The sequence below is a fragment of the Labrys sp. E2SS-1L genome (assembly GCF_057073705.1).
In genome coordinates this window covers 3058468-3083931 of sequence record NZ_CP172712.1, presented here as the reverse complement: position 1 = coordinate 3083931, position 25464 = coordinate 3058468, and the positions used below count along the sequence as shown (strand labels likewise).

Below are 25464 nucleotides of genomic sequence, written 5' to 3'. Positions count from 1 at the left end.
CACCGCAGGATTAACTCTTCTCCCGTGGTGATTTGGCCGGCCGGCTTGCAGCCACGTTAAACAACTCGCTAAAGGGCCGCTGGATGCATTCCATCCGTGGGCCTGCGGCATTGTTCCGGCAGGCCCAACGTCGATCGAGTGCAACATGCCTATCAAGATTCCGGATACCTTGCCCGCCTTCTCCACCCTGGTCAGCGAAGGGGTGCGGGTGATGACGGAAACCGCCGCCATCCGGCAGGACATCCGCCCGCTGCAGATAGGCCTGCTCAATTTGATGCCCAACAAGATCCGCACCGAATTGCAGATGGCGCGCCTGGTCGGGGCCACGCCGCTGCAGGTCGAACTTTCGCTGGTGCGGGTCGGCGGCCATCGCGCCAAGAACACCTCGGAAGAGCATCTGCTCGCCTTCTACGAAACCTGGGAAGAAGTACGCGAGCGCAAGTTCGACGGCTTCATCATCACCGGCGCACCGGTGGAGACCCTCCCCTTCGAGGAGGTGACCTATTGGAAGGAGCTCGAGCAGATCCTCGACTGGACCACGACCAACGTGCATTCCACGCTGAACGTGTGCTGGGGGGCGATGGCGGCCATCTGGCATTTCCATCGCATTCCCAAATATGAGCTCACGGAGAAGGCCTTCGGCGTCTACCAGCACCACAACCGCAAGCCTTCCTCGATCTATCTCAACGGCTTTTCGGACGACTTCCACATCCCCGTCTCGCGCTGGACGGAGGTGCGCGGCGAGGACGTGCGCAAGAACGCCGAGCTGGAGATCCTGATGGATTCGGACGAAACCGGCGTTTGTCTCATTCACGAGCAACAAGGCAACCGGCTCTATCTGTTCAACCATGTCGAATATGAATCGACCTCGCTGGCCGATGAATATTTTCGCGATGTCGACGCAGGCGTGCCGATCAAGCTGCCGAAGAACTACTTCCCCTATGACGACCCGTCCTTCCCGCCGCGCAATTTCTGGCGCAGCCACGCCCATCTCCTGTTCGGCAACTGGATCAACGAGATCTACCAGACGACGTCCTACGATCTGAGCGAGGTCGGCAAGGGACGCTGAGGCCTTCCGGGCACAGAGGGCACCCTGCCCATAGACGCCAACTTGAGGGTCGGGCGAGATGACCGAGCTGGAGATTATGCTCCACGTCCGAGCCCCCTCGCCCCGTTCTTACGGGGAGAGGATAGAGGTGAGGGGCTCCGCAATGCCCGGTTTTTCAAGGTTTGCGCTGCCCCTCATCTTTACCTTCTCCCCGTGAGAACGGGGCGAAGGAGCGTTTGGCGTCGCAGCTCTCGCCTTAGGTTCGCCCCTATGAGTATTTTGCCCGTTCCCTCCTCCTTCTCGCATCGCATTCAAAGAGCGCCCGAGACGCCCGCGCCCCCGGAATTCCCTCAATCCTTGGCGCGATCCATGCGCATCAGCAACTGCTCGGTCTTGGCGTCCTCGATGCGGTTGTGCAGCCGGCCGGCCTCCTGCTGGTCGCGCAGGGTCTTGGTCAGCGTCACGCAGGTCTGGATCAGCATCACCGTGCCCATGGCCAAGTAGGCCTTGATCCAGATGTCGACCGGGATGAACAGGATGCCGAGGCCGACCATGCCGGCAGCGCCCGCGAAGGCGGCATAGGTGAAGGTCATCCAGGCATTGGAGTGCTTGATCAGGTTCGGCTGTTCCATGGCATTGTCTCGATTTTCCAAGAATTGAAAGGCAGGAGTTGAAAGGATGCTGGCTCAGGCCGCCTGCGCCGCTCGCGCTTGCAGCCGCGCCAGCACGTCCTCGGCCGTCGTCCGCGTCGTGGGACCGAACCCTGCCGCTTCGAGCTTCTCGGCCGTTGCCGCCGAGCGCGCCTCGGCGTCGAGGGCCTCGAGTTCAACCTCCACATCGTCCTGATGGGCCTGCCGGTGCCTGAGGCGGGCCAGCGTCTTTTCGGCATCGGCGAGAGCCGTACCGGGCGCGGCGGCGGCGAAGCCGGACTTGAGCTTATTCACCGTCTCAGCGGCTGCAGTGATGCGCCTGCCTCGTTCGATTTCGAGAAAGCGGCGCTCGGCTGCCGCAAGCTTCGTGCGCAGCCGTCCCGCCTCTTCGGCGAATGTCGCCCGGGCGGCGGCAATCGTCGCGGCATCGTTCTCAAGATTGGCGATCTCACCAGCGGCCTCGCCCGCCAGGTCGTCACGGCCGCCGCGCAGGGCCTCGATCGCGCGATCGTCGAGATCGGCAATGCGCCGGCGCACCTCGCCGAGCCGCCGCGCCTCGGCCTTGTCCTGGGTGATGGCCACCGCCAAGGCGCGCCTTCCCTGTTCGAGGCCGGCCCGAGCATCCCGAATCTGCTGGTCCAGTATCCGCACGGCATTGCGGTCGACGAGATTGTCCTCCGCTTCTGCGGCCGCACCGCGGAACAAGGTCACGATGGTCTTGAACATCACGCTCTCCGTGTTATGAACAATGTTCACAACTCGGACGTTAACCTAACCGTGAACGGCGTTCAAGATAAATTTTGAACAATGTTCAGAGAGGAGTTGCCAGGCATGGCCAAGGCAAGTGCAAGGCGGGAAGAATTACGCGAGAAGCTGATCGAAGCGGCGGAGAAAACCATTGTCACGCAGGGCCATACGGCCTTGAAGGCGCGGGCCCTCGCCGAAGAGGTAGGCTGCGCCCTCGGCGCCATCTATACGGTCTTTCCCGATCTCGCCGCCCTCGTCCTGGCGGTGAATGCCCGCAGCTTCGCTCTGCTCAGCGCCATGCTCGGCCGAGAAGCAGAAGCTGCCGCCGCCGAAGGAGGCAGCCCTCGCGCCATCGCCAATCGCACCTTGATCGCGCTCGCCAACGGTTATCTCGACTTTGCCGCCGAGCATGGCGGGCGCTGGCATGCCCTGTTCGACTTCCGCTTGCCGGACGGCCAGGACCTGCCGGAAGACCATTTGCGCCAGCAGGATGCGCTGTTCCAGCATCTGGAAACCCCGCTCGCCGTGCTCCAGCCCGGCCTCGCTAGAGACGAACGGGCCCTGCTCGCCCGCTCCCTCTTCTCGGCCGCCCATGGCATGGTACTGCTCGGTCTGGAGGGCAAGCTGGTGCAGTTGCCCCTGCCCTATCTGCGCGAGCAGATCGCGCTGGTGGTCAGCGCCATGGGCCGGGGTCTCGAAGGCGGTTGAGACGCGATCGATAAGAATGGCTGCCATCCACTCAACAAAATCGTTCGTATATGCGCTGCCGGCAATCCCTAACGAGACTGCACCGCCCTGCCGCCGAGAGCCGAAGTAACGGCCCAGGAAAAGCCCGGCGGAATGGTGGTACGGTGGTTTCGGCCGGGCACCACCAGCGAGCGAATGGTAAGGCCTGGAAAACCGCTCGATTTGAGCTGTTTTTCGAACGTCCCGACGTCGCCGACCATGTCCTGGGTGTCGCCGCGCCGGCCCGGGTCGTAGCGGCGAATTTCGTCACCACCGACATAGATCAGGACGTTGGCCTTCAGATCGCGGTTCGCCTTGGCATATTTGGCTGCCATCGCCAGGATGGCATGATCGGCAAACCAGAAGGAAGGGCTGCCGAGAATGTAGGACTGGAAGAGGCCGGGCTCGGTCAGCAGGACGCGGGCGCCGAGGAGCCCGCCATAGGAATGTCCCCAATAGAGGCGGCGCTGCACATCGGCGCGATAGGTCTTCTCGATGAAGGCAATGACGGTCTGCTTGAGATAAAGTTGATAGGCCTCGGCCCCGCCATAGCCGGGTTTGTCGGCCACCGGCGTGTAGTCGCGCGCCCGACTGGCGGCAAAGCCTTCGCCCTTGGCGTAGGAAAGACCGACCAGAATCGGCTCCTCACTCAGCTTGCCTTCGCGATGGAGCGCTCTCACCAGTCTAAGCGCTTCCTGTCGCCGCGGCTCCTTCGTCAGGCAGGTCGAGCCGTCGGAAAGATGCCCGCCATCGGCATAATAGAGCACCGGATAGCGCCTGGCGGGCTTGGCCTCATAATCCTCGGGCAGGGTGACTTCGATGTCGTAGGATCGCCCTGTCGCCGGATCGGGCAAGGAGCGGATCCGGGTGCCCCCCAGGTCGCAGTTCACCGGAGCCTTGTCCCTGGCCTCCACCGGCACCGTCATCGCGCCGAGCAGCGCCACGCCGGCGACGGTCCAAATTTTCATCTGAAAAAACAATGAAATAACACCGAAAACGACAGCTGGGCCAATGCTTCACGCTGGCACGGCGAGCCCGACAGTGCAAGCCAGGAAGCGGGGCACTGCCGACACCACATGCACCGCCAGCCATGGAGCCGTCACTGCGACCGCGGCTCTACGGCTTCATGTTGGACTTCACGGCCTCGACCAATTGCTTCATCGAGAAGGGCTTGGGCAGGAAGGCGAACTCCTCGCCCTCCGGCATGTTCTTGGCGAAGGCTTCCTCGGCATAGCCGGAGACGAAGATGATCCGCGTCTTCGACTGGCGCTTGCGCATCTCCTTGAGCAGGGTCGGCCCGTCCATTTCCGGCATCACCACGTCGGAGACGACGAGATCGATCTCGCTCTCGCCCTCGTCGATGATCTGCAGGGCCTCGATGCCGGAGCCGGCCTCGATCACCTCGAAGCCGCGCGCCGCCAAGGTGCGGGCGGAGAGCGCGCGCAGAGCTTCCTCGTCCTCGACCAGCAGGATGCGGCCGCGCCCGGTGAGATCGGTCATCTCCTTGGCCTTGGCCGGCGCCGAACCCGCCTGGTCCGGAGCACTCTCGGCCTCGACGATTGCGGCCTTCGCCGGCTCGACCAGCCGCGGCAAGAAGATCTGGAAGATCGTGCCCTTGCCCTCCACCGAATGGACGAGAATGGAGCCGCCCGTCTGCTTGACGATGCCATATACGGTCGAAAGCCCGAGGCCGGTGCCCTTGCCGACATCCTTGGTGGTGAAGAAGGGCTCGAAGATCTTGTCGAGCACAGCGGGTGGAATGCCGCTGCCATTGTCCTCGACCTCGACGGTGACATAGTCGGCCGGCGGCAGCTCGCTGCGGTCGAGGGCGCTCGCTTCCGAGATCGGCACGTTGCGCGTGCGGATGATCACCTTGCCGCCATCGGCCATGGCATCGCGCGCATTGACGGTGAGGTTCATCACCACCTGTTCGAACTGGTTGACGTCCACCTTCACCGGCCACAGATCGCGGCCATGCACGACCTCCAGCGCGACCTTCTCGCCGAGCAGGCGCCGCAGCAGCATCGACAGGTCCGACATGGCGTCGTTGAGGTTCAGCACCTGCGGGCGTAGGGTCTGACGGCGCGAGAAGGCAAGCAACTGGCGCACCAGATTGGCGGCGCGGTTGGCGTTGCTCTTGATCGCCATGATGTCCTGGAAGGCGGGATCACCGGGCTTGTGGCTGCCGAGCAGGGAATCGGCGGCCAGCATGATCACGCCGAGCACGTTGTTGAAATCGTGCGCCACGCCGCCGGCAAGCTGGCCGACAGCGTTCATCTTCTGGCTCTGGGTGAACTGCTCCTGCAGCGTGCGCTGTTCGGTGGTGTCGATCATGTAGACGATCGCCGCTTCCTTCTCGTTCTCGCCGCGGTCGACGGGCGCGAACCAGAAGCGGGCGGAGCGGCTGCCCTGGCCGACCAGGGAAGCCTCGGCCGGTTCGATGTCGCCCCGGCCGGCCATGGCGAGGCGGGTCAGTTTGCTCAGCCCCTCGCGGTCTCGTTCGATGACGGCCTCAAGCAGGGAATGGCCCGGCGCATCGCCGTTGAGAGACTCCTTGAACAGCCGCATGAACGCTGCATTGGTACGCACGATCCGGGCATTTTCGTCAATGGTGGCAATGGCCAAAGGCGAATTGTTGAAGAAGCGGGCAAACCGCACTTCCGCCGCCCGCAGACCTTCGGAGACGTCGCCGCCCGGGCCGCGATAGATCACCAGAGTGCGCGACGGGCCGGGTTGGCCGTCGGCGGCGAAGGCGATCTTGTGGAACAGGCGCACGGGCATGATGGTGCCGTTGCGGCGCCGCAAGTCGATGTCGAAGATCTCGGTGCGCACGCTGCCCGGTTCGCTGGCCTGCGTCACCACCAAGGCGCCGGCATTGCCGGGGGCGATGTCGGCCAGCGTCAAACCACCCGTGCCGAACTGGGCAAGGTCATAGTCGAGCCAGCCGGCGAGCGTGGCGTTGAGATAGACGATCTCGCCCGAGGGATCGGCGGAGAAGAAACCGGCCGGCGCGTGGTCGAGATAGTCGATGGCGTGCTGCAGTTCCTGGAAGACGTTTTCCTGGCGCTCGCGCTCGCGCGTGATGTCGGCAACCGTCCAGACCGTCTCGCCCGCGCCGGACGGACGCGCGATCGGACGCACGCGCACACGGTACCAGGAGGCCGTTCCGGAAGGTGGAGCCGAGGCGATGCGAAATTCCTCGGCGAGGCGCTGCCCGGCCCGAGCGGCTTGCGCCAAGCGATAGGTCGCCTCGGAAACGTCGGGGTCTCCGGTGAAAGCCCGCTCCACCGTACGGATATCCTGCTCGCCCATCGCACCTGTCAGGGCCAGATAGGCCTCGTTGGCATAGATGATGCGGCCGTCCTTGTTGGTGACGAGGATGCCTTCCGGCGAATCGTCGGCAATCAGTTTGGTGAGATCGTTGCGCGCGATCGAAGACTGGCCGAAATGCGCGATTCCCATGGCCCAGGCGAACATGGCGATCATGCCGACGATGGCAAAGACGGCCAGGATGCCGAAACTGGCAACCTTGCCCCAATCATAGGGCAGCAGCGACACCCCTACGGCGATGAGGATGATCACCGCGGCAAGCGCCAGCACCCAGAAGATGCCGCTGGGCCGTTCGCTGCGATCGACCGCGGCGCCGCGTGCCGCCGCCTCCTCGCCTTCAGCCATGTTCAACCCCACCGCGCATCGTCAAAGGGCGATTCGCTCCAGCGAACCGCATAATGGTCAGTTTGGCTTAGCAGTTCACATTTCAAAATGTGTTAACCTCGTTGACCAAAAATATCCTGGCCCTTTGCGGCGATTTAGCACCATCCAAAGGTGTGCCGGGCCATGGTGCATCCCAGACGAAACAGCCGAGAGGGAAGAAAAATCCGCCTCTTTTGCGGCATTTCTCCGGTTTTTTAGCCAAATCCAAGGGACAAGCCTCAGTTTAGCGACTTTGCTGTTGATTCTTGCACGTTAACCGTCTTCTAAGAAACCAGCCCGGAAAGAGTACTGGTCGCATCAGGCTGCCATCCCCTATCGGCACCGGACCAGATCTAAGGAATTATATCGATGGATTCGTTGAACTCTTGGCTGCCCGCGCAGTTGTTCACCTTGGCTGGCCTGCTGTTGGTGGTGGGCGTCGTCTTGATGTTCATCTGGCGCGCCATCAACCGTCCTCAGGTCGGCGGCGCCAAAGGCGGACGGCAGTCGCGGCTCGGCGTGGTTGATTCCTATGGCGTCGGCACCCGCCAGCTCGTGCTGGTGCGGCGCGACAATGTCGAACACCTGATCATGATCGGCGGCCCGAACGACGTCGTCGTCGAATCCAGCATCCTGCGCGCCCGCCCGGCCGGCCAGGCTGCACGCCCGGCTTCGCCCAGTGCAACACCGCCTCCCGTCCAGGAGCGTACGGCCGCCGTCGCCGTCCCGCCGCGGCAGGTCGAGGAAGATTTCGTCCGTCCGGCTCCCGTCGAGCCCCCGCCTGTCGCCAAGATCGATACGCCAGTTCCAACACCGGCCACAACACCGGTGAGCAGGACCTCTCCTGCCGCCGCGACCACGGCCCCGATGCCTTCGACAACCTCCGCTACGCGTCCGAGCGTGGTGCCCCCGCGTGAACCGGGCTTCTTCCAGCGTGCCACGTCGCGTTTGCCGAATTTCGGCCGGCCGGCGGCCACGGCGACGCCAGTTCCCGTCGCACCGGCGGTGCCTGCGGCTGAGGAGCCCCGCGCCACCATCGATACCGCGCATTTCGAAGAGCTTCTGGCCGGCGATCAGCCTGCAGCCACGCCGGCGCCAAAACCGACCGTCTCTGCCGCCCCTGCTGCACAGACGACGGCCGCTCCCAAGCCCAAGGCTGATCTCGATTTCGAAGTTGCGGAAGGGCTCGATCTCGAGCCCGCGCCCGAAACGCGCGAACCGCCGGCACCAACCACCACCACGCGCCTGACGCTACCCGAGATTCGCCTGCCGGATCTGCGCTTGCCGGAATGGCGCCGCCCCGAGTCGACACCCGCTCCGACGCCGGCCCCGCGCCAGGCGCCGGACCTTCGGGTCGAGCCTCGCTTTTCCGCCGATCCGCGCCCGGCCGGCGAGACTTCACCGACTCCCGGCGGTCGCATCGAGCCCTCGCTGGGCACGCCGGCGCCACGTCCCCAGGCCGAACCGACGCGTACGGAACCCTTCCGGGTTGGTGAAAGGCTGACGACGCCGACACGCCCGGCCACCACGCCGCCGGCGCCTGTGGGGAGCACGACAGCCGCGCCGGCCGCCACGGCAGCGCCGACGCCGGCACCGACAGCAGCCCCCGCTCCGACGCCCCCCCCGGCGCAGACGACCACGCCGGCCCCCGTCGAGGTCGAAGACCCCTTCGCCAGCCTCGAGGAGGAAATGGCGAGCCTGCTGGGACGAAGCAGGGACGACAGCAAGAAGTCCTGAATGGGCAAACGATCAACGGGCGGATCTTCCGCCCGTTTTCTTTTGGTGTCGTAGGTGCAGCCCGACACGCCGGCAGATCCGGGAAACACGATAGGAGCTGGGATATCTGCGTTTCCGGCCAGGACCAACACGATATCCAGGCCGGCTGGGCTCGACGCCGCTGTTGATCCGAGATGTGGCTTGCGCATTTCTTGGCAACGGCTGAATAAGGCCATCTCGCGCCCTGCCGCTCCGCCTCTCAGAGAATTCCGGTTTCCCTGCCATGCGTTCCTTCCTTGCAGATCTCAGCGGCCAGTCGGTCGGCATGGGCGTCCTCACCGCTGTGGTCGGCTATACCAGTTCGGTGGCGGTCGTCATCAACGGCATGAGCGCCGTGGGCGCCTCGCCGGGGCAGATCGCTTCGGGCCTTGCCGCTTTGTGCGTGACCATGGGCCTGTGCGGCGCCGGCCTCAGCCTCGCGACCCGCATGCCGGTCTCAACGGCCTGGTCGACGCCCGGCATGGCCCTCCTGGCGGGCCTTGCAGCGCCGACCGGGGGCTATCCCGCCGCCGTGGGCGCCTTTCTGTTCACCGGCGTGCTGATCATGGTGGCTGGCTTGTGGTCCCCCCTCGGCAAGCTGATTACCCGTATTCCCCGTCCCATCGCGGGAGCGATGCTGGCCGGCATCCTGTTCAAGCTTTGCCTTGCCCCGGTCATCGCGATCGGCCAAGTTCCGAAATTCGCCATCCCCGTGGTGCTGACCTGGCTGGTGGTCGGGCGCTTCTACCGCCTGTGGGCCGCGCCCGCAGCGCTCGCTGTCGCCTTGGGCGCTATGGCCTTCGACGGCCAGGCAAGTTCACTGCCGCTGGCTCTCCCGTCGCTTGAGTTCGTGACTCCAAGCTTCGATTGGCAAACACTGATTTCGATCGGGCTGCCGCTCTTCATCGTCACCATGGCCTCGCAGAACATTCCAGGCCTGACCGTGCTGGCCGCCTATGGCTATCAGGTATCCACACGGCCCGCCTTCCTCGTAACCGGAGGCATGTCGGCCCTCTCCTCGCTGCTGGGCGCTCCCACCATCAACCTCGCCGCCATCACCGCCGCCCTCTGTGCCGTCCGGACGCCCATATCCGACCCGAGCGGCGCTACATTGCTGCGGTAGTCGCCGGATTGTTCTATGCAGCGATCTTCTCGTTGCTGTCGGCGATCGCCGCCGGCCTGGTCACCGCCTCCTCCCCGATCCTGATCGAAGCAGCGGCGGGACTGGCGCTGGTGAGCGCTTTCGGAGCCTCCCTGCTCGGTGCCGTCCAGGAAGAAAGCCAGCGTCTGCCGGCGCTTGCAACCTTCCTGGTCACAGCCTCAGGCTTCAGTCTCTACGGCATCGGTGCCGCCTTCTGGGGCCTTTGTGCGGGGCTTGTCGTGCATATGCTCTATTCCGGCGCAAACAGAGGCACGACAAAGGCAAAAAAAAGCGCTACATAGATATGCGATGTTCCACGTATCTCCACAGGGCTGAGAGGTGCGGGACGCTTGGGCCCATCCTGGATGCAAGCCCCTGCGTGATGAGTTCCGGCCGGCTGACAGGGAAGCCGCCCGACGCTCCAATCGCCGAACATTGAAGCGGTCTGTCCGCATCACACGAGCTGGCCGGTATGTTTCTGCCGGACCAGGATTGTGCTTGAGCTGCCATGATCATTGTTGAGATACCCTGGTTCGATCCCCTAGAAGCCGCGGCCGCCATGGCCGGCCAGCCGCGACTGGCCCTGCTCGACAGCGCCATGCCTCATGAAACGCTGGGGCGATGGTCCTATCTGGCCGCCTCCCCTTTCGGCCGGTTCCAGGTCGTCGACGGTGTTGCGCGCTGGAACGATGCCGCCATCGACGGCAGCCCCATGGAGGCCTTGCGTCATCTGCTGCGGCAATACGCCCGGCCACCCCTGCTGGGAGCGCCCCCCTTCAGCGGCGGCGCCATCGGCAGTTTCACTTATGAAGCGGGCCATCTGTTCGAGCGTTTCGGACCATCGGTTCCACCAGCCGCGCCAGGCGTTCCCCAGATCGATCTGCCGTTCTACGACCACCTCCTTGCCTTCGATACCATCGAGAAGCGAGCCTTCGCCATCGCGCCGAACCAGGCGGGCATCGAGCGGCTCGTCGAGGGGCTCGAGGCCCAGCCCCACCGGGCATCGGCGCCACGTGCACTGACCTGGCGCGACAGCCGCAGCCGGAGCGAATACGAAGCCGAGGTCGCACGCGTGGTCGGCTATATCCGCGACGGCGACATCTTCCAGGCCAATCTCTCCCATCGCTTCAGCGCCACGCCCCAGGACGGCGCCGATCCGCTGGCAACCTATCTCGCCCTGCGGCGGTCCAATCCGGCACCTTTCGCCGCCCTGCTGGTCGACGGCACCGGCTTCATCGCCTCTACCTCGCCCGAGCGTTTTCTGCGCCTGGACGCCGGCAGGGTCGAGGCCCGGCCGATCAAGGGCACCAAGCGCCGCTGCACCCATCCTGCCATGGATATCGCCATCGCCCAGTCGCTCGCCCGCAGCGAAAAGGACCGGGCCGAGAACATCATGATCGTCGACCTCCTGCGCAACGACCTGTCGCGCGTCTGCGATGCGGGCAGTGTCGAGGTTCCCCTGTTGTGCGGCATCGAAACCTATGCCTCGGTGCACCATCTGACCTCGGCGGTGACGGGCCGCCTCAAGCAGGGGCTCGATGTCACCGACCTGATCGCCGCCACCTTCCCCGGTGGCTCGATCACCGGGGCACCGAAGATCCGCGCCATGGAAATCATCGGAGAACTCGAACGTGAGCCGCGCGGCGCCTATTGCGGCGCCATCGGCTGGATCGGCTTCGACGGCGCGGCCGACCTGAACATCGCCATCCGTACGCTCAGCTATGACGGCAAGGACCTCTCGGTCCGGGCCGGGGGCGGCATCACGCTGCTCTCCGATCCCTTTGCCGAATATGACGAGACCCTGGCCAAGGCCGAGCGGCTCATTGCGGCCTTCGAGGATCCCGCCCGCGCGGAGGAAGCGGCATGATCCTGATCGTCGACAATTACGATTCCTTCGTCTTCAACGTCTCCCGTTATTTCGAGGAGGCCGGTGCGAGGACCCATGTCGTCCGCAATGACGCCGTGAGCGCCGATGACGTCATCCGCCTCGGCGTCAAGGCCCTGGTGTTTTCGCCTGGTCCGAAGGCGCCGCGCGATGCCGGCGCTTCGCTCGACCTGATCAGGCTCTTTTCCGGCAAACTGCCCATCCTCGGCATCTGCCTCGGCCACCAGTGCATCGGCGAAGTCTTCGGTGGGCGCACAGCCCATGCTCGTACGCCCATGCATGGCCGCGCCTCGCGCATCGAACATCGGGGCGGCGGCCTGTTCGCCGGGCTGCCGCAGCCCTTCGAGGCGGCACGCTACCATTCGCTGATCGTCGAGATCGACGAGGATGGCCCGCTGGAGGTCACGGCGCGCAGCGACGAGGGCGAGATCATGGCACTTACCCATCGCCAGCATCCCACTTTCGGCGTGCAGTTCCATCCGGAGTCGATCCTGACGCCACAGGGACACCAGATCATCCGCGCGTTCCTGGATCGCGTGCAGTGAGCTTCTTTCTTCATCGTCTCCTGGCGGACGGCAATGCCGGCGCCCCGCTGGTCAATGCCCTCGATCGCGGCTTCCAGCTCGGGGATGGCGTATTCGACACCATGAGCTGCTTCAAGGGACGCCCTTTTGCAGAAGAGCGCCACCGCGCCCGACTCATCCGGCATGCTGCGGCCATCGGCATCGATGTCGACCCCAACCGGCTGAAAGAAGCGCTTGACGGCCTGCTGACAGAGTTGGGCGAACGCCATGCCATCGTGCGCACGACGGTGACGCGCGGACAGGCTGCCAGGGGCCTATGGCCGCCGCCGGGCAATCAAGCGCCAAGCAATTCCCCTACCATACTGGTGACGGCCCAACCCTGGAGCCCCGGCCTTGTCGGCCAGCCTGCGCGTCTCGTCGAAGCCGGCCTGCCGCGCAACCAGCTCTCACCGCTCGCCCGCCTGAAATCCCTCAACTACCTGGAAAATATCCTGGCCGCGCGCCGGGCCGCCGAGGCCGGCGCCGACGATGCCCTGATCCGCAATCTCGACGGCAATGCCGTTTCATCCACAATCGCCAATCTCTTCGCCCTCATCGATGGCCGGTTCGTCACTCCTCCCTGCGCCGATGGCTGCCTTGACGGCATCATGCGCGAACTGGTGCTGGAGGAAGCGAAGACCCTCGGCCTGGAGGTCAGCGAGGCCAGCCTCACACCGGCCTTGCTCGAGCGCAGCGAAGCTCTGTTCCTCACCAATTCCGTTCGTTTGATCCGTCCGGTCACGGCGCTGGGCAATCGGAGCCTGGTCCCGCCTCCCGAGGCAGCCTTGTCCATCAACCGTCTCTTCAATGCCCTCCTGGCGCGCATCGACCACGACACCGGCGCGCGCCTGGACATAGCCCTTCCCATCCAGTGAGCAGTGTTTCCATGATCTACGTCGCCCTCGGTGCCAATCTTCCATCCTCCGAAGGAGCTCCCCGGGAAACCCTGCGCCGGGCGGTATCCGCCCTGGCGGCCCGTGGATTGACGATTTCCGCGCGTTCGCGCCTGTTCCTGACCGAGCCAGTGCCGCGCTCGGACCAGCCCTGGTATGCCAACCAGGTCATCGCCATCGAGAGCACCCTCACGCCCCATCAGATTCTTTCCTTCCTGCTCGACGTCGAATTGCAGTTCGGGCGCGAACGCAGCGAACGCAATGCCGCCCGCACGCTGGATCTCGACCTGATCGGCTATGGCAGCGACATCATCGACACGCCGGACCTCGTGGTGCCGCATCCGCGCATGCATGAGCGGGCCTTCGTCCTCGCACCGCTTGCCGACATCGCCCCGAGCTGGCGTCATCCCGTCAATGGCGAAACCGTCAGCCTGATGCTGGCGCGCAGTGATCGAGCCCATGTGCGAGCGCTCAGGACGGTGCCGCTGCTGATGGGCATCGTCAACGTCACGCCCGATTCCTTCTCCGACGGCGGACGCTATGACAATGCCGAGACGGCCATCGCCCATGCCCGCCAGTTGATGGAGGAAGGCGCCGACATTCTCGACATCGGTGGCGAGTCGACGCGTCCGGGGGCCTCCCCCGTCGACATCGAAACCGAATGGCAGCGCGTCGGCCCCGTGATCGAGGCCCTCGCCGAGGAGGCCAAACGACGCTACCGCCTAATCTCCATCGATACTCGCCACGCCGAGATCATGGCCCGCGCACTCGCCGCGGGCGCCACCATGATCAACGACGTCACGGCCCTGGACGATCCAGCCAGCCGCCGGGCCGTCGCCGATCATGATGCCCCCGTGGTGCTCATGCATATGCAGGGCGATCCGCAGAGCATGCAGATCAATCCTGTTTATGCAGACGTGGTGAAGGATGTCTGCGCCGAGCTGAGCTTCAAATGCGAGCGCGCCATCAAGGATGGCATCGCCGCCTCACGCCTGTGGCTCGACCCCGGCATCGGCTTCGGCAAGACGATGGAACACAATTTGGCCCTGCTCGACGCCACCCCGCAATTGCGTGCCCTCGGCTTTCCCGTGCTGATCGGGGCTTCCCGCAAGATCTTCATCCGCGGCGTCGACCGCCATGGGCCGGCCTCGGAGCGCGTAGCCGGATCGGTTTCCGCCGCTCTCTCCGCCGCGCAGCGCGGCGCCGATGCGGTGCGCGTCCACGATGTCGCGCAGACGCGGCAAGCCCTGGCCGTCTGGAGCGCGGTCGAAGGGCAGGCGATGAGCTGATTTAAAGTGTTTTCCAGAAAAGTTGATAGACATTCCGATTAAGAAAACGCGTCGAAACAAGGGGTTAGAGCAAAACAACGATCGGAGAAAAGTCGTTTTGCTCTAAGTTTCAGACGACCCGGCGCAATCGTGGCTGGCGGTCGAAGAAGCGAAACAGGAGCAGGCCAGCCAGGAAGCCGCCTATGTTACCCGGCCAGCCGGGCATCACCTGCGACGTGGTGAGGATCAGCGGGCTGACGGCATTCCAGGCCGTGATGAAGGCGAAGACGGCGAGCCAGATGCGTACGTTCTGGTCTGCCAGAGCGTCCCTTAAGGTCCAGGCCGGCTTGCGAAAGGCCGCACCGCCGGCGACCCGAAACGCCGCCATCGCCGATCCGCCCTTGAAGAGAAAATGGATCGAAGCCGCGAACAGGCCCGACAGGCCGCCACCTGCACCCACCATGGCGGCAGCACTGCCCCAATAGAACAGCAGGCAGGCGAACGAGCCTGCAACGGTACATAGGGCGGTGAAGGCCAGAAAGCGCCAGGTACCGAAACGCCAGGCTACCGCAGCACCCAGGATCAGCAAGGCCGCACCATTGATCATCAGCGTGCCTGGATCGGACTGAAGAAAGAAACAGGTCAGGAAGCCGGCAATATCGGCAAGATGTCCGCCGGGCCAGGCAATGCTCTCCCCGATCGAGGGATCGTAGCGCAGGGGCGTGAAGGCGAAGACCCCGACCAGCCAAGCGCTCCAACTTCCGGGTATCACCGCCCGGGCAATGTGAACGAGGACGATGAGGCCCGTGAGCAGCAGCACGACCGCCGGCACGTTGAAGGCCGCTGGCGGATCGATATTGCCGCGCGATTTCAATGACAAAGACATATCTCCTGAAGCAGGAAGCAAACTGTGGTCATCCGCCCGGTCATTCTTAACATCGATTCGGCTTCATTAACCTTTTGTTAACATTAATAATTCGTTTCCAGGCGGTAACCATCCTCCCCCCTGCCGTCCGCTCCCATGCCGGTGCTATCGTCACCTCCTCGCCCGCCTATGACGGGCAGGAGCGGCGTTCGAACGAAGGTCGTTCGCATCGCTGAAGCACGGGCACGGGCCGACCTCAATCGGAACATGCCACCGGCGCCTTGTGATCCGGCAGATACGCCGTGAACCACGGGACGCTCTAGCCAATCCGTCGGGTTGGCTTGGAAACAGAGAGTTAGAGCAAAAGGCGTTCAGCCGAACGCTGCTCTGGGGGCGGCTGACCAATGAAGAATACGGCGACACGCGATCTCTACGGCTACTGGGACCAGTTGCGTGGTCAACGGCCGGCTCCCGAACGTGTCGACATCGATCCGGGCGCCATCCGCCGCGTGCTGGGCGATACCTTCATCGTGGAGATCGACAAGAACCGCAGCTTTCCGTTCCGCCTGGCCGGAACCCGGATGTGCGCCCTGCTCGGCCAGGAACTGCGCGGTGCCTCCCTGCTCGATCGCTGGACCGATCGAACTGGCCTGGCGGAACTGGTAATGGCAGTATCGTCGGACCTGACGGCACGGGTGATTACGCTGAGCGGCAGCACGCTGCAAGGCCATCATCTCGATCTGGAATTGCTGCTCCTGCCACTCCACCATCGCGGCAAGGCCAATTCGCGTATCCTCGGCAGCCTGACGCCAGGCGAGGCCCCCTATTGGATCGGCCTGCATCCCATTTCGCGTTTCGATATCGTCTCGGTGGAAGAGATCCCGGCAACCGCGCGCGTTCAGCGACGTACGGCCCTGCCTACAGGTACCCGGCGTTATGGCCATCTCACCCTGGTCGAAGGCGGCAAGGCCAGCGCCTGACCGGGCGTACGTTTTCCTATTCAGAGGCATTTTCTCAATCGAAAAGCCTATCGGCTTTTCTGGAAAATGCCTTAATGCAGCCGATAAGCCTGATCGCGCAGCGAGCCCGCCCGGCTGCAACGAAGCAAGTCGCCACCCACGCCATCATCGGACAAGCGATCACGAATGGTGGTGAAACGATCCAGTTCGTGGTGATAATCATCGGCGAGAACCTGCCAGTCCTCGACCTCTTCGAGCCTCGAGGCGGCGAAGCGGTCCGCAGCAGCCGCCATATCGGCATAGGCCAGCGCCACCGGCGAGGTCCGGAACAACGTGGTTTCGTTCAGGGAAACTTCGCCGGTATCGAGATCGCGAGCCTGGACGAGAAAGCCGTCAGACTGCGCGATGACTTCGTAGCACCAGCCCTGCCCTTCTGTACTTGCGATCAACATGGCGTCCTCCATCCACTCAACTTACGGCCATGATGCCAGAGCGGTGAAACTTCGAAGTGCCATCCTGCACACGTCATGGTTAACGCTTGATAACCAACAATGTTCAGGTACCCGGCGATTGCGTGCCATAATGACGCATGGAGTGTGACTATAGCGTGAACGCGCCTTGCAGCATTCTCGCAGCCGTCCTGGACGGCCCGAGAGCTACACGAGGCCGATGGTGCGCAACTCGCGCTGGAGCTCGATGGGCAGGTCGGCATCAGCCGAGCCGGCCATGGCGAGATCGGGCGGCGCATCGGCCGCGCTGAGATAGCGCCAGCCCTGGAACGGACCGCGCGGGCGGGGATCGACGGCGACGACCGCCGGATCGAGCACGATGTCGCAACGCGAGATGCCGTCCTCGTCACGGCGCGCGCGCAAATCCGTGATGCGCTGGCGGCACGAGACAATGCCCTTGATCACCCAATAGAGCGAGCCGCCGTCGAGAATCGCCTCGCGGTTCTTCGGCATCATGCGCGTGGTGTGGATCTGTTCACCCGCCAGGCGCAGGCGCAGGGCGATCCATTCCTCGAGGTCGGCGATCGATTCGGCGCCGACACATAGCTTGATCAGGTTGAGGCTCATCACACTGAATCAATATCGACGATCGTTTCGGTTTCCTCGAGGGCTGCCGCTTCCCACTCCCGCCACATCGGCGTCGCCATCACCGCGTCCATGTAGCGGCGTACAGCGGCTGGCACCTTGATGTCGTAGGCGTGCAAGCGGTTCACCACCGGTGCCCACATCGCATCGGCATTGTTGAAATGCGCACCGAACAGGAAATCGCCACCACCGCCGAAACGCGTGCGGCAATCGATGATGAGATCGACCACCCTTTCCACACTCGCCAGGGTCTCGTCGTCGAGAGCGATGGCCTTGGGCCGGCGCTTGATGTTCATCGGACAATTGCGGCGCAGAGGCAGGAAACCGGCATGGATCTCGGCGCTGATGGCACGGGCGTGAGCCCGGCTCTCGCGATCCTCAGGCCAGAGCTGTGGCGCGATCTCGGCCAGATATTCGAGGATGGCGATGGATTCGTGCACCATGATGTCGCCATGGATCAGGATCGGCACCTTGCCGGCCGCCGAGGTCGCCTTGATCATCGCCGAGGTTTCGGGATGGCGCAGCCAGATGATTTGCTCCTCGAAGTGCATGCCGGCCGACTTTGCCGCCAGCCACGGACGCATGGACCAGGACGAATAATTCTTGTTGCCGATGATCAGTTTCAAGGGTGGGCACTCCAACACGGGCCGCACCATGCCGCCTCCTGCGCGGGCGCGCAAACGGAGATTTGCCTCCGTCAACATGCCGTGGGGGCCTGCAGTTTGACGACCCGGGTGCCAAACATCCGGTTGCAAGCCGGCGGCAGCGCCTTCATTGTCCCATCCACGAACTGCAATGTATCTGAGAGTCGTGCCCATGAAGAAGATGGTCTTGCTTGCCGGCCTGCTCACCCTTCCCCTGGCCAGTTGCGCCGTACCGGGAGGCGGTGGTTCCGATCGGCCCTATTACAGCGATCCCGGCTACTATGGCGGCAACTATTACGGCGATCACCGTCGCGACCGCCGCGATCGCTATCCTGGCAGAGCGCGCCCCGGCCGGCCCAATCCAGGAGAGCCAGGTGCGGGTACAGGCCCCGGGCCCGGCCCGGCTCCGGGCGGCGATTTCAGCTGGCGGAATGCCCCTCCCGGTTCAAGGCCACCGGTCACCTCCAACGTCGGTGGCACTCCCGGCTTGTCTCGTCCTGGCTGGTCAGCTCCGGCCCCTCGAATCGGGAGCCCCTCGCCAACGCCCAGCGCGCCTCGGGTCGAAAGCCCATCGCCGGCCCCCAGCGCGCCAGCAGGCGCCGGCCCGGTCCATGATTGCCCGCCGGGTACAACCGGCTGCTGAACAAGGTCGCCCTAAGCAAGAAACGACCTCCAAGTGAAACGGGGTCTGCGTTTCAAATGCAGAGAGCGGTTTTCGTTTCAAGGAATGGAAACCGCTCTACATTTTCATGGCGGGCACTAGGCGCTCTCCCCATCCAGATCGCGAGTTCAATGGTAGACAAGGACCTCCTGGAACAGACGGCACTGCGTCTGATCGCAGCCCTGCCGGCCGGCAAGACGATGGCGCCCGCCGACATCGCGCAAGAAATCGCGGGCAAGGCCGCCGATCAGTGGGGACCGTTGATGCAGCCGCTTCGCCGCATCGTCGTGCGCCTGGCCAAGGAAGGCCGGCTGGTGATCTATCGCAAGGGTGCGCCAGCCGATCCCGACGATTTCAAGGGCGTCTACCGGCTCGGACCGGTGCGGATCGACTGAGGCGAGGCGTCACCGGCTCTTTCAACGGTATTGAAGCTCAATTGGCGGCGATACTGCCGGTGGCGACGTTCTGGGCCAGGAAGTCCTGCCATTGCTGCTCGGAACCGGCAAAGGCGTTGCGGTCGACCTGCCCCTGGACGCCGGGCACCGAACCGGTGGCGGTATATTGCCAGAAGGCCCAGGAACGCTTGCCGTAGCGCCCGGAAGGATGGCCCTTCACCGAGCGCACCCAGAAGGGATAGCTCTCCAGTTCGCCGGTCAGGATTTCGCGGTGGAAGTCCACAGTGGTGTAGATGATCGGCTTCTTGCCATAGAAGCGCTCCATCTCGCGCAGGAACACCGCCATGTCGGCATGGATCTTCTGGGCAGGCGGACGCAGCTTGCAGGTCGGCGAGAGGTGGTTCCACTCCATGTCGAGAACCGGCGGCAGGGCATCGCTTGCCGGCGGCACATGGGTCTTGAACCAGGCGACCTGGTCCCCCACCGGCCGGCAGAAATAATAGAAATGATAGGCACCGGTGGGTATGCCCGCGGCGCGGGCTCCTTCCCAATTGGCCTTGAACTTGTCGTCGACGCGATCGCCGCCTTCCGTCGCCTTCAGATAGGCGAAGCGTACGCCTCCGCGAGCGGCAGCATTCCAGTCGATGACACCCTGATATTTCGAGACATCAATGCCGTGCACCGGAAACCTGTTCGCCTCGGGATAGGCTTGCTGAACGGTCGAGCAGGCACTGAGAACCAGCACACCTGCTGCGATGAGCCCATGGCGCATGAAGCACGACAGCGATCGCATTGTGAAACCCATTATGAATGGCCGTTACATCCGGCACTTCAACGACTGGAACACAGGGTAGAGAGAGAAGCTTAACCGCTCCTCACTGTCGACAAAAATCTTTGAAGACTCGGCCCGAAAACACGCCTATCAGGCGAATCATCCCCCATTACCGGTCAAATCCTATCATGAAAGTCCTGGCCCTAGCTGCCGCCCTCGCCTGCGCCCTGACTGCACCCAGCCTCGCCGGCTGCCCGCCCGAGGCCCTGGGCGTGTCCCGTACGCTGCCCGTCGGCACCGTCGGCGGCGGCGCAGTGGGTTTCAAGACCTATCCCCAGACCCTGCGGCTGGCCCCTGGAGAGGTGGTACTGACCTTCGACGACGGGCCGATGCCAGGGCGCACGGAAAAGATCCTGGATGCTCTTTCAAGCCAATGCGTGAAGGCCACCTTCTTCATGATCGGCCGCAACGCCGCTGCTGCTCCCGCCCTGGCCGCCAGGGTCGCAAAGGAGGGACATACGGTCGCCTATCATTCGATGACTCACCCAGTGCTGCGGCGCCTGCCATTCGAGCGCGCTCGCGCCGATATCGAGAACGGCTATCGTGCCGTCGACAAGGCGGTATGGGGCGCAGCCAGCGAGCGCCCGCACCAGCCCTTCTTCCGCTTTCCGGGCTTCGCCGACTCACCTGCCCTCGACCAATGGCTCGCCTCGCTGGACATGGTGGTGTTCGGGGCCGATCTGTGGGCCAGCGATTGGGAACCTGAGACGCCTCAGGAGGAGCTCAAGCTGGTTCTGGGGCGGCTCGAGAAGAACAAGGGCGGCATTGTGCTTCTGCACGACATCCAACCCCGCACCGTGGCCATGCTGCCGCAATTTCTGCAGGAGTTGAAGAAACGCGGATTCCGGATCGTGCATATGGTGCCCGGCCCCGGCGCGCTCGAAACGACACCAGCTCCCGCTGGCTGGTTCTCCCAGACCGAGCGCATCCTCGCGGGCCAGGGCAGACCGGTCGGCAAGGTCCGGCGCCCATTGTCGCAATAGCTATCGACAAACCAAAAAGGCGATCCGTTTCCGGATCGCCTTTGGAGCCAAGCTCGAATTTGGTGCGGTCAAGAGGACTCGAACCTCCACTGGTCTCCCAACTACCACCTCAAGGTAGCGCGTCTACCAATTCCGCCATGACCGCGGTTGCTGCACAGGGCCGGCTCGAAGAACGCGCTGCCATGTGAAGCGGCGCATCGTCTAACAGATCGATCACAGGGCAGCAAGGGCAATTCACGCTTTTCCTTCACTTAGCATGCAAGCCCTTGTCGAAGCCCCGAAATCCGCCGATATGAAGGGCTTGTTTCCCCGATTGGAACCGATCCAGTGACCAGCCGCAATGCCCTCGACCACAGTTTCCTGCCCGGACGCGATTCTCCGCCGGTGGAGTGGCAGGTGATTGCGGGCCTCAGTCCCTATGAGCAAACCATTGCGGCCATGGAGGCCAGGGCAACAGCGATCGCGGACGGGACGGCCGATGAATGCGTCTGGCTGCTCGAACACCCGCCCCTCTACACCGCCGGCACCTCGGCCCGGCTCGAGGACCTGGTCGCCCCCGATCGCTTCCCAGTGCACCAGACCGGGCGCGGCGGGCAATATACCTATCACGGTCCCGGTCAGCGCGTGGCCTATGTCATGCTCGATCTCAAGCGCCGCCGGCAGGACGTGAGGCGGTTGGTGACGGCACTGGAGGCCTGGCTGATCGAAACGCTCTGGTCCTTTCACGTGCGAGGCGAGCGCCGCGAGGACCGGGTCGGCGTCTGGGTGAGGCGCCCGGAGCGCGGCGAAGGCGCCGAAGACAAGATCGCGGCTATCGGCATCCGCCTCAAGCGCTGGGTCTCCTTCCACGGCATCGCCATCAATGTGGAGCCCGATCTCGAGCATTTCTCCGGCATCGTTCCCTGCGGCGTCCGCGACCATGGCGTGACCAGCCTGGTCGACCTCGGCCTGCCGGTGACGCTGGAGGATGTCGATCTTGCCTTGCGCCAGACCTTCGAGCCGATCTTCGGGCAGACGCACCTGCCGCGTGCAGAAACCGATTCGGGAAATGCCGCCAAGGCACTGGGATCATGCGCCTAAAATATTTTGCGGTTTGGTGAATCACTAAGAATCGCAAAGACGCCTTAGCCAATCCTTAGGATTGGCTTGGGAACAAGGAGTTGGAAGCAAATAAGCGTTCACACTTGTGCGGGCTTTGCTCCAGGCCGGAGCTGACCTCGCGGCTACCAGCTCGTTCTCGTGCTGGAGGCGAGCCCGCTTCCGGGAATGATCGCCAATGCGATCAGCCAGCCGACCATGGGACCGCTGAACAAGCTGAATGTCGCCAGGGCCTGCTGCCAGGACGCCAAGGCCCCCCGGTCGAGAACGAAGATCGCAATGGCGACCGCCAGCAGATAGAGACCCAGAAAGGCTGGAATCACCAGGCCGGACCAGCCGAAATCATGGAGGCGCTTGCGTGAGAGACAGATGGCGGACCAGGCGATGGCAGCCACAAACGTAAAGGAGCCCAGGCCATAAGGACCGCTCCAGCCCTGCAGGGCATGATGCCCCCCGACGGCGAGCGCAGCCAGCAGCACCACACCGGTGGTGAAGGCAACGCGATCGATCGCGCCGGACGGTGAAAGCAGCAAACGCAGGATGACGACTGACAGCATTGTCCTGACAACGCAATGAACCCAAGCTGGATATGCTTGTAACATCCGCGGGTTAACGTCGCGTTTCGAAGTTTTGATTCGGCCGGATCGCAAAGAGCTTCAGAGCCGGCCGGTTGCCACCCGCATCTTGTCGGCCAGGCCGCCGCCTATCCGCCGGTAGAGGGCATGTGCGATCTGCTCATCCCGTTTGCACAGTGCCTTGAGCTTGTCCTGGTCGAAAGCCAGCACCCGCACGGCATTTTCCGTGACCACCGTGGCGGTCGCCGGCACGCCGGTGGCAAAGGACACGTCCCCGACGAAGGCCCCGGCGCCGACATGGGCAACGAGCTGGTCGCGTACGCGCACTTCCGTCTGCCCTTCACAGATGAAAGTGAGCTCATGCACCGGATCGGCCTCGGTGGTCACGATCGAGCCAGGCTCCAGAGTGCGCCATTCCGCTGTCCGCAGAAGCTGGGCGATCTGCGCCTTGTCGAGGTCTCCGACGATGGGCTTGATGAAGGCCTGTTCGTCGGCCGAGAGCTTCAGGCTGAGACGGTCGCGCAGGAGAATGCCGAGCTGTACCAGATTGATCAGGATGAAGGCGCTGTCCCAGGCGATCGAGGGCCAGACGGCCGAGCCGCTGAACAGGAAATAGACAACCTCCAGGGCGATGCCGACTACCGCAGCAAGCCTCAGCCAGAAGATGTTGGTCAGGAGGTAGGAGATGGCGATGATGGCATAGGCGATATGGCCGGGGAGCGCGCCCCAGCTGAAGAACTGGTCCCAGACGCTCAAACCCACTCCCCTTGCAATTCGACGACCTGGCTCTCAGGCGAAATCCATGATCACCGCATCGACGGCCAGCGTATCGCCCGGCTTGACGCGGATCTTCTTGACGGTCGCGTCACGCTCGGCACGCAGGACGTTCTCCATCTTCATCGCCTCGACGACGCAGAGCGCCTCCCCGGCCTTGACCTCCTGCCCCTCCGTGACCTCGATGGCCCGGACCAGCCCGGGCATCGGACACAGCAAGGCAGTCGTGAGTGCCGCGCTGCTCTTGACCGGCATCAGGCGGGCGAGCTCGGCTTCGCGCTGGGTGTAGATGCGAATGTCGGCGGCGGCACCGCGATGGGCCAGCACCACGCCGTTGGCAATGGCGTGCACCAGCATGGACACCGGCTCGCCATGGATGCGGCCCGACCATACCGGCTGTCCGGGCTTCCAATCGGAGGTCAGCGTCACCAGGCGTTCCGGCGCTCCCTCCGGCGAGAGGAAGGTCACCTGCATCTCTCCGCGCGCTTCGTCGACCTCAACGGTGAAGGAGGTATCGCCGAGAACAGCCACGCGACGGCGCTCGAACACCACCGGCTTGCCGACCATCTGCCCGCTGATGCCGCGCTTGCGCTGGTTCTGGATATGGTCGATCGCGGTCGCGACCGCCGCCAACCGGTCGGCGACTGCACCCTGGGGCGGGCTGACCGAAAAACCGCCCGGAAATTCCTCGGCGATGAAGGCGGTCGACAACCGCCCCTCCTGCCAGCGCTCATGCTGCATGAGAGCCGCAAGGAAAGGAATATTGTGGCGGATACCTTCGATGGCAAAGCTGTCGAGCGCGTCCGACATGGCGGCGATAGCACCGGCGCGCGTCGGAGCATGGGTGCAAAGCTTGGCGATCATCGGGTCGTAGTGGAGCGAGATCTCGCCCCCCTCGAACACGCCGGTGTCGTTACGCACCGTAACGCCCTTCTCGCGCCGCTCGGCCGGCGGGCGATACTGGGTCAGCCGGCCGATCGAGGGCAGGAAATTGCGCAGGGGATCCTCGGCATAGACGCGCGATTCCACCGCCCAGCCCGACAGCTTGATATCGGACTGCTTCAAGGCCAGTTTTTCACCGGCGGCAACCCGAAACATCTGCTCGACGAGATCGATGCCGGTCACCAGTTCGGTCACGGGATGCTCGACCTGAAGGCGGGTGTTCATCTCCAGGAAGTAGAAGCTCTTGTCCTGCCCGGCCACGAATTCCACGGTGCCGGCGGAATCATAATTGACCGCCTTGGCGAGCGCGACGGCCTGGGCCCCCATCAAGGACCGCGTCTCGGCGTCCAGCAATGGCGAGGGTGCTTCCTCGATCACCTTCTGGTTGCGGCGCTGGATCGAGCATTCGCGCTCGCCAAGATGGATGACGTTGCCATGCTTGTCGCCGAGCACCTGGATCTCGATATGACGCGGCTCGACGATGAATTTTTCGATGAAGACGCGGTCGTCGCCGAAGCTCGCCTTGGCCTCCGAACGCGCCAGGCGGAAACCTTCTTCGACTTCGGCCGACGAGTAGGCGATGCGCATGCCCTTGCCGCCACCACCGGCAGAGGCCTTGATCATCACCGGATACCCGATCTCCTCGGCGATGCGGATGGCGGCCCGGCCATCCTCGATGATGCCGAGATGCCCCGGCACGGTGGAAACGCCCGCTGCTGCAGCCGCCTTCTTGGATTCGATCTTGTCCCCCATCGCAGCGATGGCATGCGGATTGGGACCGACGAAGATGATGCCGGCTTCCTTGAGTGCCGTGGCGAAGGCCTCCCGCTCCGACAGGAAGCCATAGCCGGGATGCACCGCGTCGGCGCCGGTCTTGCGGCAGGCCTCGATGATCTTCTCGATCTGGAGATAGGATTGGGCGGCGGGTGGCGGGCCGATATGGACGGCTTCATCTGCCATCTCGACATGCAGGGCGTCGCGATCGGCATCGGAATAGACGGCAACCGTTGCGATGCCCATCCGCCGTGCCGTCTTGATGATGCGGCAGGCGATTTCCCCGCGATTGGCGATCAGAACTTTGGAAAACATGCCAGCAATCATCCAGAATGCCTTTTTGGGGCCCGCTGCCCTTCTCTAGGGCGTCTCATAGATTGCGGCCGCACGCAATAAGCCCGCGGGGAGATTCAGGCGGCGTGCACCGCTGATCGCGGGGCCTCTGGGGATTCCCGCCACAACGCTGTTCCCTCCTCGCTTTACGCCCCCTGCCCCTTTG

23 protein-coding genes, 1 tRNA gene, 1 pseudogene and 1 riboswitch are annotated in these 25464 nt (G+C 63.9%); of the genes and pseudogenes, 12 read left to right on the top strand and 13 right to left on the bottom strand.

The window, feature by feature from the left end; translation table 11 throughout:
* Positions 1 to 14: 14 nt before the first annotated feature.
* A riboswitch (SAM riboswitch) is annotated at positions 15 to 92 on the top strand.
* A gap of 53 nt (positions 93 to 145) precedes the next feature.
* Positions 146 to 1069 carry a homoserine O-acetyltransferase MetA gene (gene metA / locus ACIGJE_RS14240; protein ID WP_440726053.1) on the top strand — a complete coding sequence of 308 codons (924 nt, stop codon included), beginning with the start codon at positions 146 to 148 and terminating at the stop codon, positions 1067 to 1069.
* Between the two features lie 329 nt (positions 1070 to 1398).
* Here the strand turns inward: metA and ACIGJE_RS14235 are convergent, their stop codons facing one another.
* Positions 1399 to 1680 carry a YiaA/YiaB family inner membrane protein gene (locus ACIGJE_RS14235; protein WP_415086418.1) on the bottom strand — a complete coding sequence of 94 codons (282 nt, stop codon included), beginning with the start codon at positions 1678 to 1680 and terminating at the stop codon, positions 1399 to 1401.
* A 54-nt stretch (positions 1681 to 1734) separates the two neighbouring features.
* Positions 1735 to 2424, bottom strand: coding sequence for a PspA/IM30 family protein (locus tag ACIGJE_RS14230; RefSeq protein ID WP_415086417.1), 690 nt, complete (start codon positions 2422 to 2424; stop codon positions 1735 to 1737).
* A gap of 105 nt (positions 2425 to 2529) precedes the next feature.
* Between ACIGJE_RS14230 and ACIGJE_RS14225 the strand changes: the two genes are divergently transcribed.
* Positions 2530 to 3153, top strand: a complete 624-nt coding sequence (locus tag ACIGJE_RS14225; protein ID WP_311938664.1) for a TetR/AcrR family transcriptional regulator — start codon at positions 2530 to 2532, stop codon at positions 3151 to 3153.
* Between the two features lie 68 nt (positions 3154 to 3221).
* On the opposite strand, the gene ACIGJE_RS14220 is transcribed toward ACIGJE_RS14225, so the two are convergent.
* Together ACIGJE_RS14220 and cckA are read right to left on the bottom strand one after the other, a co-directional pair.
* Complete coding sequence (locus ACIGJE_RS14220) at positions 3222 to 4139, bottom strand: alpha/beta hydrolase (protein WP_483677760.1); 918 nt, start codon at positions 4137 to 4139, stop codon at positions 3222 to 3224.
* A 148-nt stretch (positions 4140 to 4287) separates the two neighbouring features.
* On the bottom strand, positions 4288 to 6846 hold the full coding sequence (gene cckA, locus ACIGJE_RS14215) for a cell cycle histidine kinase CckA (protein ID WP_415086412.1): 2559 nt from the start codon (positions 6844 to 6846) through the stop codon (positions 4288 to 4290).
* A gap of 387 nt (positions 6847 to 7233) precedes the next feature.
* On the opposite strand from cckA, the gene ACIGJE_RS14210 reads away from it, so the two are divergent.
* The 6 genes and pseudogenes from ACIGJE_RS14210 to folP all read left to right on the top strand — a co-directional run bounded on the left by ACIGJE_RS14210 (position 7234) and on the right by folP (position 14390).
* Complete coding sequence (locus tag ACIGJE_RS14210; RefSeq protein ID WP_483677758.1) at positions 7234 to 8601, top strand: hypothetical protein; 1368 nt, start codon at positions 7234 to 7236, stop codon at positions 8599 to 8601.
* Between the two features lie 262 nt (positions 8602 to 8863).
* A pseudogene (locus ACIGJE_RS14205) lies at positions 8864 to 10062 on the top strand (benzoate/H(+) symporter BenE family transporter).
* A gap of 206 nt (positions 10063 to 10268) precedes the next feature.
* The gene (gene pabB, locus ACIGJE_RS14200) at positions 10269 to 11627 is read left to right on the top strand and encodes an aminodeoxychorismate synthase component I (protein ID WP_483677756.1); all 1359 of its coding nucleotides are present in this window, start codon (positions 10269 to 10271) and stop codon (positions 11625 to 11627) included.
* Positions 11624 to 12190: an anthranilate synthase component II gene (locus ACIGJE_RS14195; RefSeq protein ID WP_415086404.1), complete on the top strand. Its 567-nt coding sequence runs from the start codon at positions 11624 to 11626 to the stop codon at positions 12188 to 12190. Before pabB ends, ACIGJE_RS14195 begins: the two co-directional genes overlap by 4 nt.
* Entirely contained in the window at positions 12187 to 13083 is an 897-nt protein-coding gene (locus ACIGJE_RS14190; protein ID WP_483677754.1) for an aminotransferase class IV, read from the top strand. The genes ACIGJE_RS14195 and ACIGJE_RS14190 overlap by 4 nt, the downstream gene beginning before the upstream one ends.
* Positions 13084 to 13094: 11 nt before the next feature.
* The gene (gene folP / locus ACIGJE_RS14185; protein ID WP_483677750.1) at positions 13095 to 14390 is read left to right on the top strand and encodes a dihydropteroate synthase; all 1296 of its coding nucleotides are present in this window, start codon (positions 13095 to 13097) and stop codon (positions 14388 to 14390) included.
* Positions 14391 to 14499: 109 nt separating this feature from the next.
* Here folP and ACIGJE_RS14180 read toward each other — a convergent pair whose 3' ends face one another.
* Positions 14500 to 15249 carry a rhomboid family intramembrane serine protease gene (locus ACIGJE_RS14180; RefSeq protein ID WP_367626839.1) on the bottom strand — a complete coding sequence of 250 codons (750 nt, stop codon included), beginning with the start codon at positions 15247 to 15249 and terminating at the stop codon, positions 14500 to 14502.
* 389 nt (positions 15250 to 15638) lie between these two features.
* Here ACIGJE_RS14180 and ACIGJE_RS14175 point away from each other — a divergent pair, with 389 nt between their 5' ends.
* Positions 15639 to 16214, top strand: coding sequence for a PAS domain-containing protein (locus ACIGJE_RS14175; RefSeq protein ID WP_415086398.1), 576 nt, complete (start codon positions 15639 to 15641; stop codon positions 16212 to 16214).
* 71 nt (positions 16215 to 16285) lie between these two features.
* Here the strand turns inward: ACIGJE_RS14175 and ACIGJE_RS14170 are convergent, their stop codons facing one another.
* The 3 genes from ACIGJE_RS14170 to ACIGJE_RS14160 all read right to left on the bottom strand — a co-directional run bounded on the left by ACIGJE_RS14170 (position 16286) and on the right by ACIGJE_RS14160 (position 17913).
* Positions 16286 to 16645 carry a hypothetical protein gene (locus ACIGJE_RS14170; protein ID WP_311938645.1) on the bottom strand — a complete coding sequence of 120 codons (360 nt, stop codon included), beginning with the start codon at positions 16643 to 16645 and terminating at the stop codon, positions 16286 to 16288.
* Positions 16646 to 16849: 204 nt separating this feature from the next.
* Positions 16850 to 17269: a DUF1489 family protein gene (locus ACIGJE_RS14165; protein ID WP_367626841.1), complete on the bottom strand. Its 420-nt coding sequence runs from the start codon at positions 17267 to 17269 to the stop codon at positions 16850 to 16852.
* The gene (locus tag ACIGJE_RS14160) at positions 17269 to 17913 is read right to left on the bottom strand and encodes a glutathione S-transferase (protein ID WP_367626842.1); all 645 of its coding nucleotides are present in this window, start codon (positions 17911 to 17913) and stop codon (positions 17269 to 17271) included. Before ACIGJE_RS14160 ends, ACIGJE_RS14165 begins: the two co-directional genes overlap by 1 nt.
* A gap of 810 nt (positions 17914 to 18723) precedes the next feature.
* Between ACIGJE_RS14160 and ACIGJE_RS14155 the strand changes: the two genes are divergently transcribed.
* Positions 18724 to 18987 (top strand): DUF3253 domain-containing protein, encoded by a 264-nt coding sequence (locus ACIGJE_RS14155; protein WP_367626843.1) that lies wholly within the window; start codon positions 18724 to 18726, stop codon positions 18985 to 18987.
* Positions 18988 to 19024: 37 nt separating this feature from the next.
* Here ACIGJE_RS14155 and ACIGJE_RS14150 read toward each other — a convergent pair whose 3' ends face one another.
* On the bottom strand, positions 19025 to 19780 hold the full coding sequence (locus tag ACIGJE_RS14150; RefSeq protein WP_483677747.1) for a glycoside hydrolase family 25 protein: 756 nt from the start codon (positions 19778 to 19780) through the stop codon (positions 19025 to 19027).
* 167 nt (positions 19781 to 19947) lie between these two features.
* Here ACIGJE_RS14150 and ACIGJE_RS14145 point away from each other — a divergent pair, with 167 nt between their 5' ends.
* Positions 19948 to 20802 (top strand): polysaccharide deacetylase family protein, encoded by an 855-nt coding sequence (locus ACIGJE_RS14145; protein ID WP_311938635.1) that lies wholly within the window; start codon positions 19948 to 19950, stop codon positions 20800 to 20802.
* A 60-nt stretch (positions 20803 to 20862) separates the two neighbouring features.
* Here the strand turns inward: ACIGJE_RS14145 and ACIGJE_RS14140 are convergent.
* A tRNA-Leu gene (locus ACIGJE_RS14140) sits at positions 20863 to 20947 on the bottom strand.
* Positions 20948 to 21129: 182 nt separating this feature from the next.
* Here ACIGJE_RS14140 and lipB point away from each other — a divergent pair.
* Complete coding sequence (gene lipB / locus ACIGJE_RS14135) at positions 21130 to 21882, top strand: lipoyl(octanoyl) transferase LipB (RefSeq protein ID WP_483677744.1); 753 nt, start codon at positions 21130 to 21132, stop codon at positions 21880 to 21882.
* 143 nt (positions 21883 to 22025) lie between these two features.
* Here the strand turns inward: lipB and ACIGJE_RS14130 are convergent, their stop codons facing one another.
* The 3 genes from ACIGJE_RS14130 to ACIGJE_RS14120 form a co-directional block, all read right to left on the bottom strand.
* On the bottom strand, positions 22026 to 22457 hold the full coding sequence (locus ACIGJE_RS14130; protein WP_311938631.1) for a DUF805 domain-containing protein: 432 nt from the start codon (positions 22455 to 22457) through the stop codon (positions 22026 to 22028).
* Between the two features lie 99 nt (positions 22458 to 22556).
* A complete protein-coding gene (locus ACIGJE_RS14125) occupies positions 22557 to 23231 on the bottom strand; it encodes a Crp/Fnr family transcriptional regulator (protein ID WP_394309639.1) in 675 nt (224 codons plus the stop codon).
* 33 nt (positions 23232 to 23264) lie between these two features.
* Positions 23265 to 25280, bottom strand: a complete 2016-nt coding sequence (locus ACIGJE_RS14120; protein ID WP_367626846.1) for an acetyl-CoA carboxylase biotin carboxylase subunit — start codon at positions 25278 to 25280, stop codon at positions 23265 to 23267.
* Positions 25281 to 25464: the final 184 nt, after the last annotated feature.

Coding starts and splice junctions, on each gene's coding strand:
- ACIGJE_RS14170 (WP_311938645.1), bottom strand. CDS start 16,645: ATGTTGATCGCAAGTACAGAAGGGCAGGGCTGGTGCTACGAAGTCATC.
- ACIGJE_RS14130 (WP_311938631.1), bottom strand. CDS start 22,457: ATGCTGTCAGTCGTCATCCTGCGTTTGCTGCTTTCACCGTCCGGCGCG.
- ACIGJE_RS14225 (WP_311938664.1), top strand. CDS start 2,530: ATGGCCAAGGCAAGTGCAAGGCGGGAAGAATTACGCGAGAAGCTGATC.
- pabB (WP_483677756.1), top strand. CDS start 10,269: ATGATCATTGTTGAGATACCCTGGTTCGATCCCCTAGAAGCCGCGGCC.
- ACIGJE_RS14235 (WP_415086418.1), bottom strand. CDS start 1,680: ATGGAACAGCCGAACCTGATCAAGCACTCCAATGCCTGGATGACCTTC.
- metA (WP_440726053.1), top strand. CDS start 146: ATGCCTATCAAGATTCCGGATACCTTGCCCGCCTTCTCCACCCTGGTC.
- cckA (WP_415086412.1), bottom strand. CDS start 6,846: ATGGCTGAAGGCGAGGAGGCGGCGGCACGCGGCGCCGCGGTCGATCGC.
- ACIGJE_RS14145 (WP_311938635.1), top strand. CDS start 19,948: ATGAAAGTCCTGGCCCTAGCTGCCGCCCTCGCCTGCGCCCTGACTGCA.
- ACIGJE_RS14150 (WP_483677747.1), bottom strand. CDS start 19,780: ATGCGATCGCTGTCGTGCTTCATGCGCCATGGGCTCATCGCAGCAGGT.
- ACIGJE_RS14120 (WP_367626846.1), bottom strand. CDS start 25,280: ATGTTTTCCAAAGTTCTGATCGCCAATCGCGGGGAAATCGCCTGCCGC.
- ACIGJE_RS14220 (WP_483677760.1), bottom strand. CDS start 4,139: ATGAAAATTTGGACCGTCGCCGGCGTGGCGCTGCTCGGCGCGATGACG.
- ACIGJE_RS14175 (WP_415086398.1), top strand. CDS start 15,639: ATGAAGAATACGGCGACACGCGATCTCTACGGCTACTGGGACCAGTTG.
- folP (WP_483677750.1), top strand. CDS start 13,095: ATGATCTACGTCGCCCTCGGTGCCAATCTTCCATCCTCCGAAGGAGCT.
- ACIGJE_RS14155 (WP_367626843.1), top strand. CDS start 18,724: ATGGTAGACAAGGACCTCCTGGAACAGACGGCACTGCGTCTGATCGCA.
- ACIGJE_RS14230 (WP_415086417.1), bottom strand. CDS start 2,424: ATGTTCAAGACCATCGTGACCTTGTTCCGCGGTGCGGCCGCAGAAGCG.
- ACIGJE_RS14165 (WP_367626841.1), bottom strand. CDS start 17,269: ATGAGCCTCAACCTGATCAAGCTATGTGTCGGCGCCGAATCGATCGCC.
- ACIGJE_RS14210 (WP_483677758.1), top strand. CDS start 7,234: ATGGATTCGTTGAACTCTTGGCTGCCCGCGCAGTTGTTCACCTTGGCT.
- ACIGJE_RS14195 (WP_415086404.1), top strand. CDS start 11,624: ATGATCCTGATCGTCGACAATTACGATTCCTTCGTCTTCAACGTCTCC.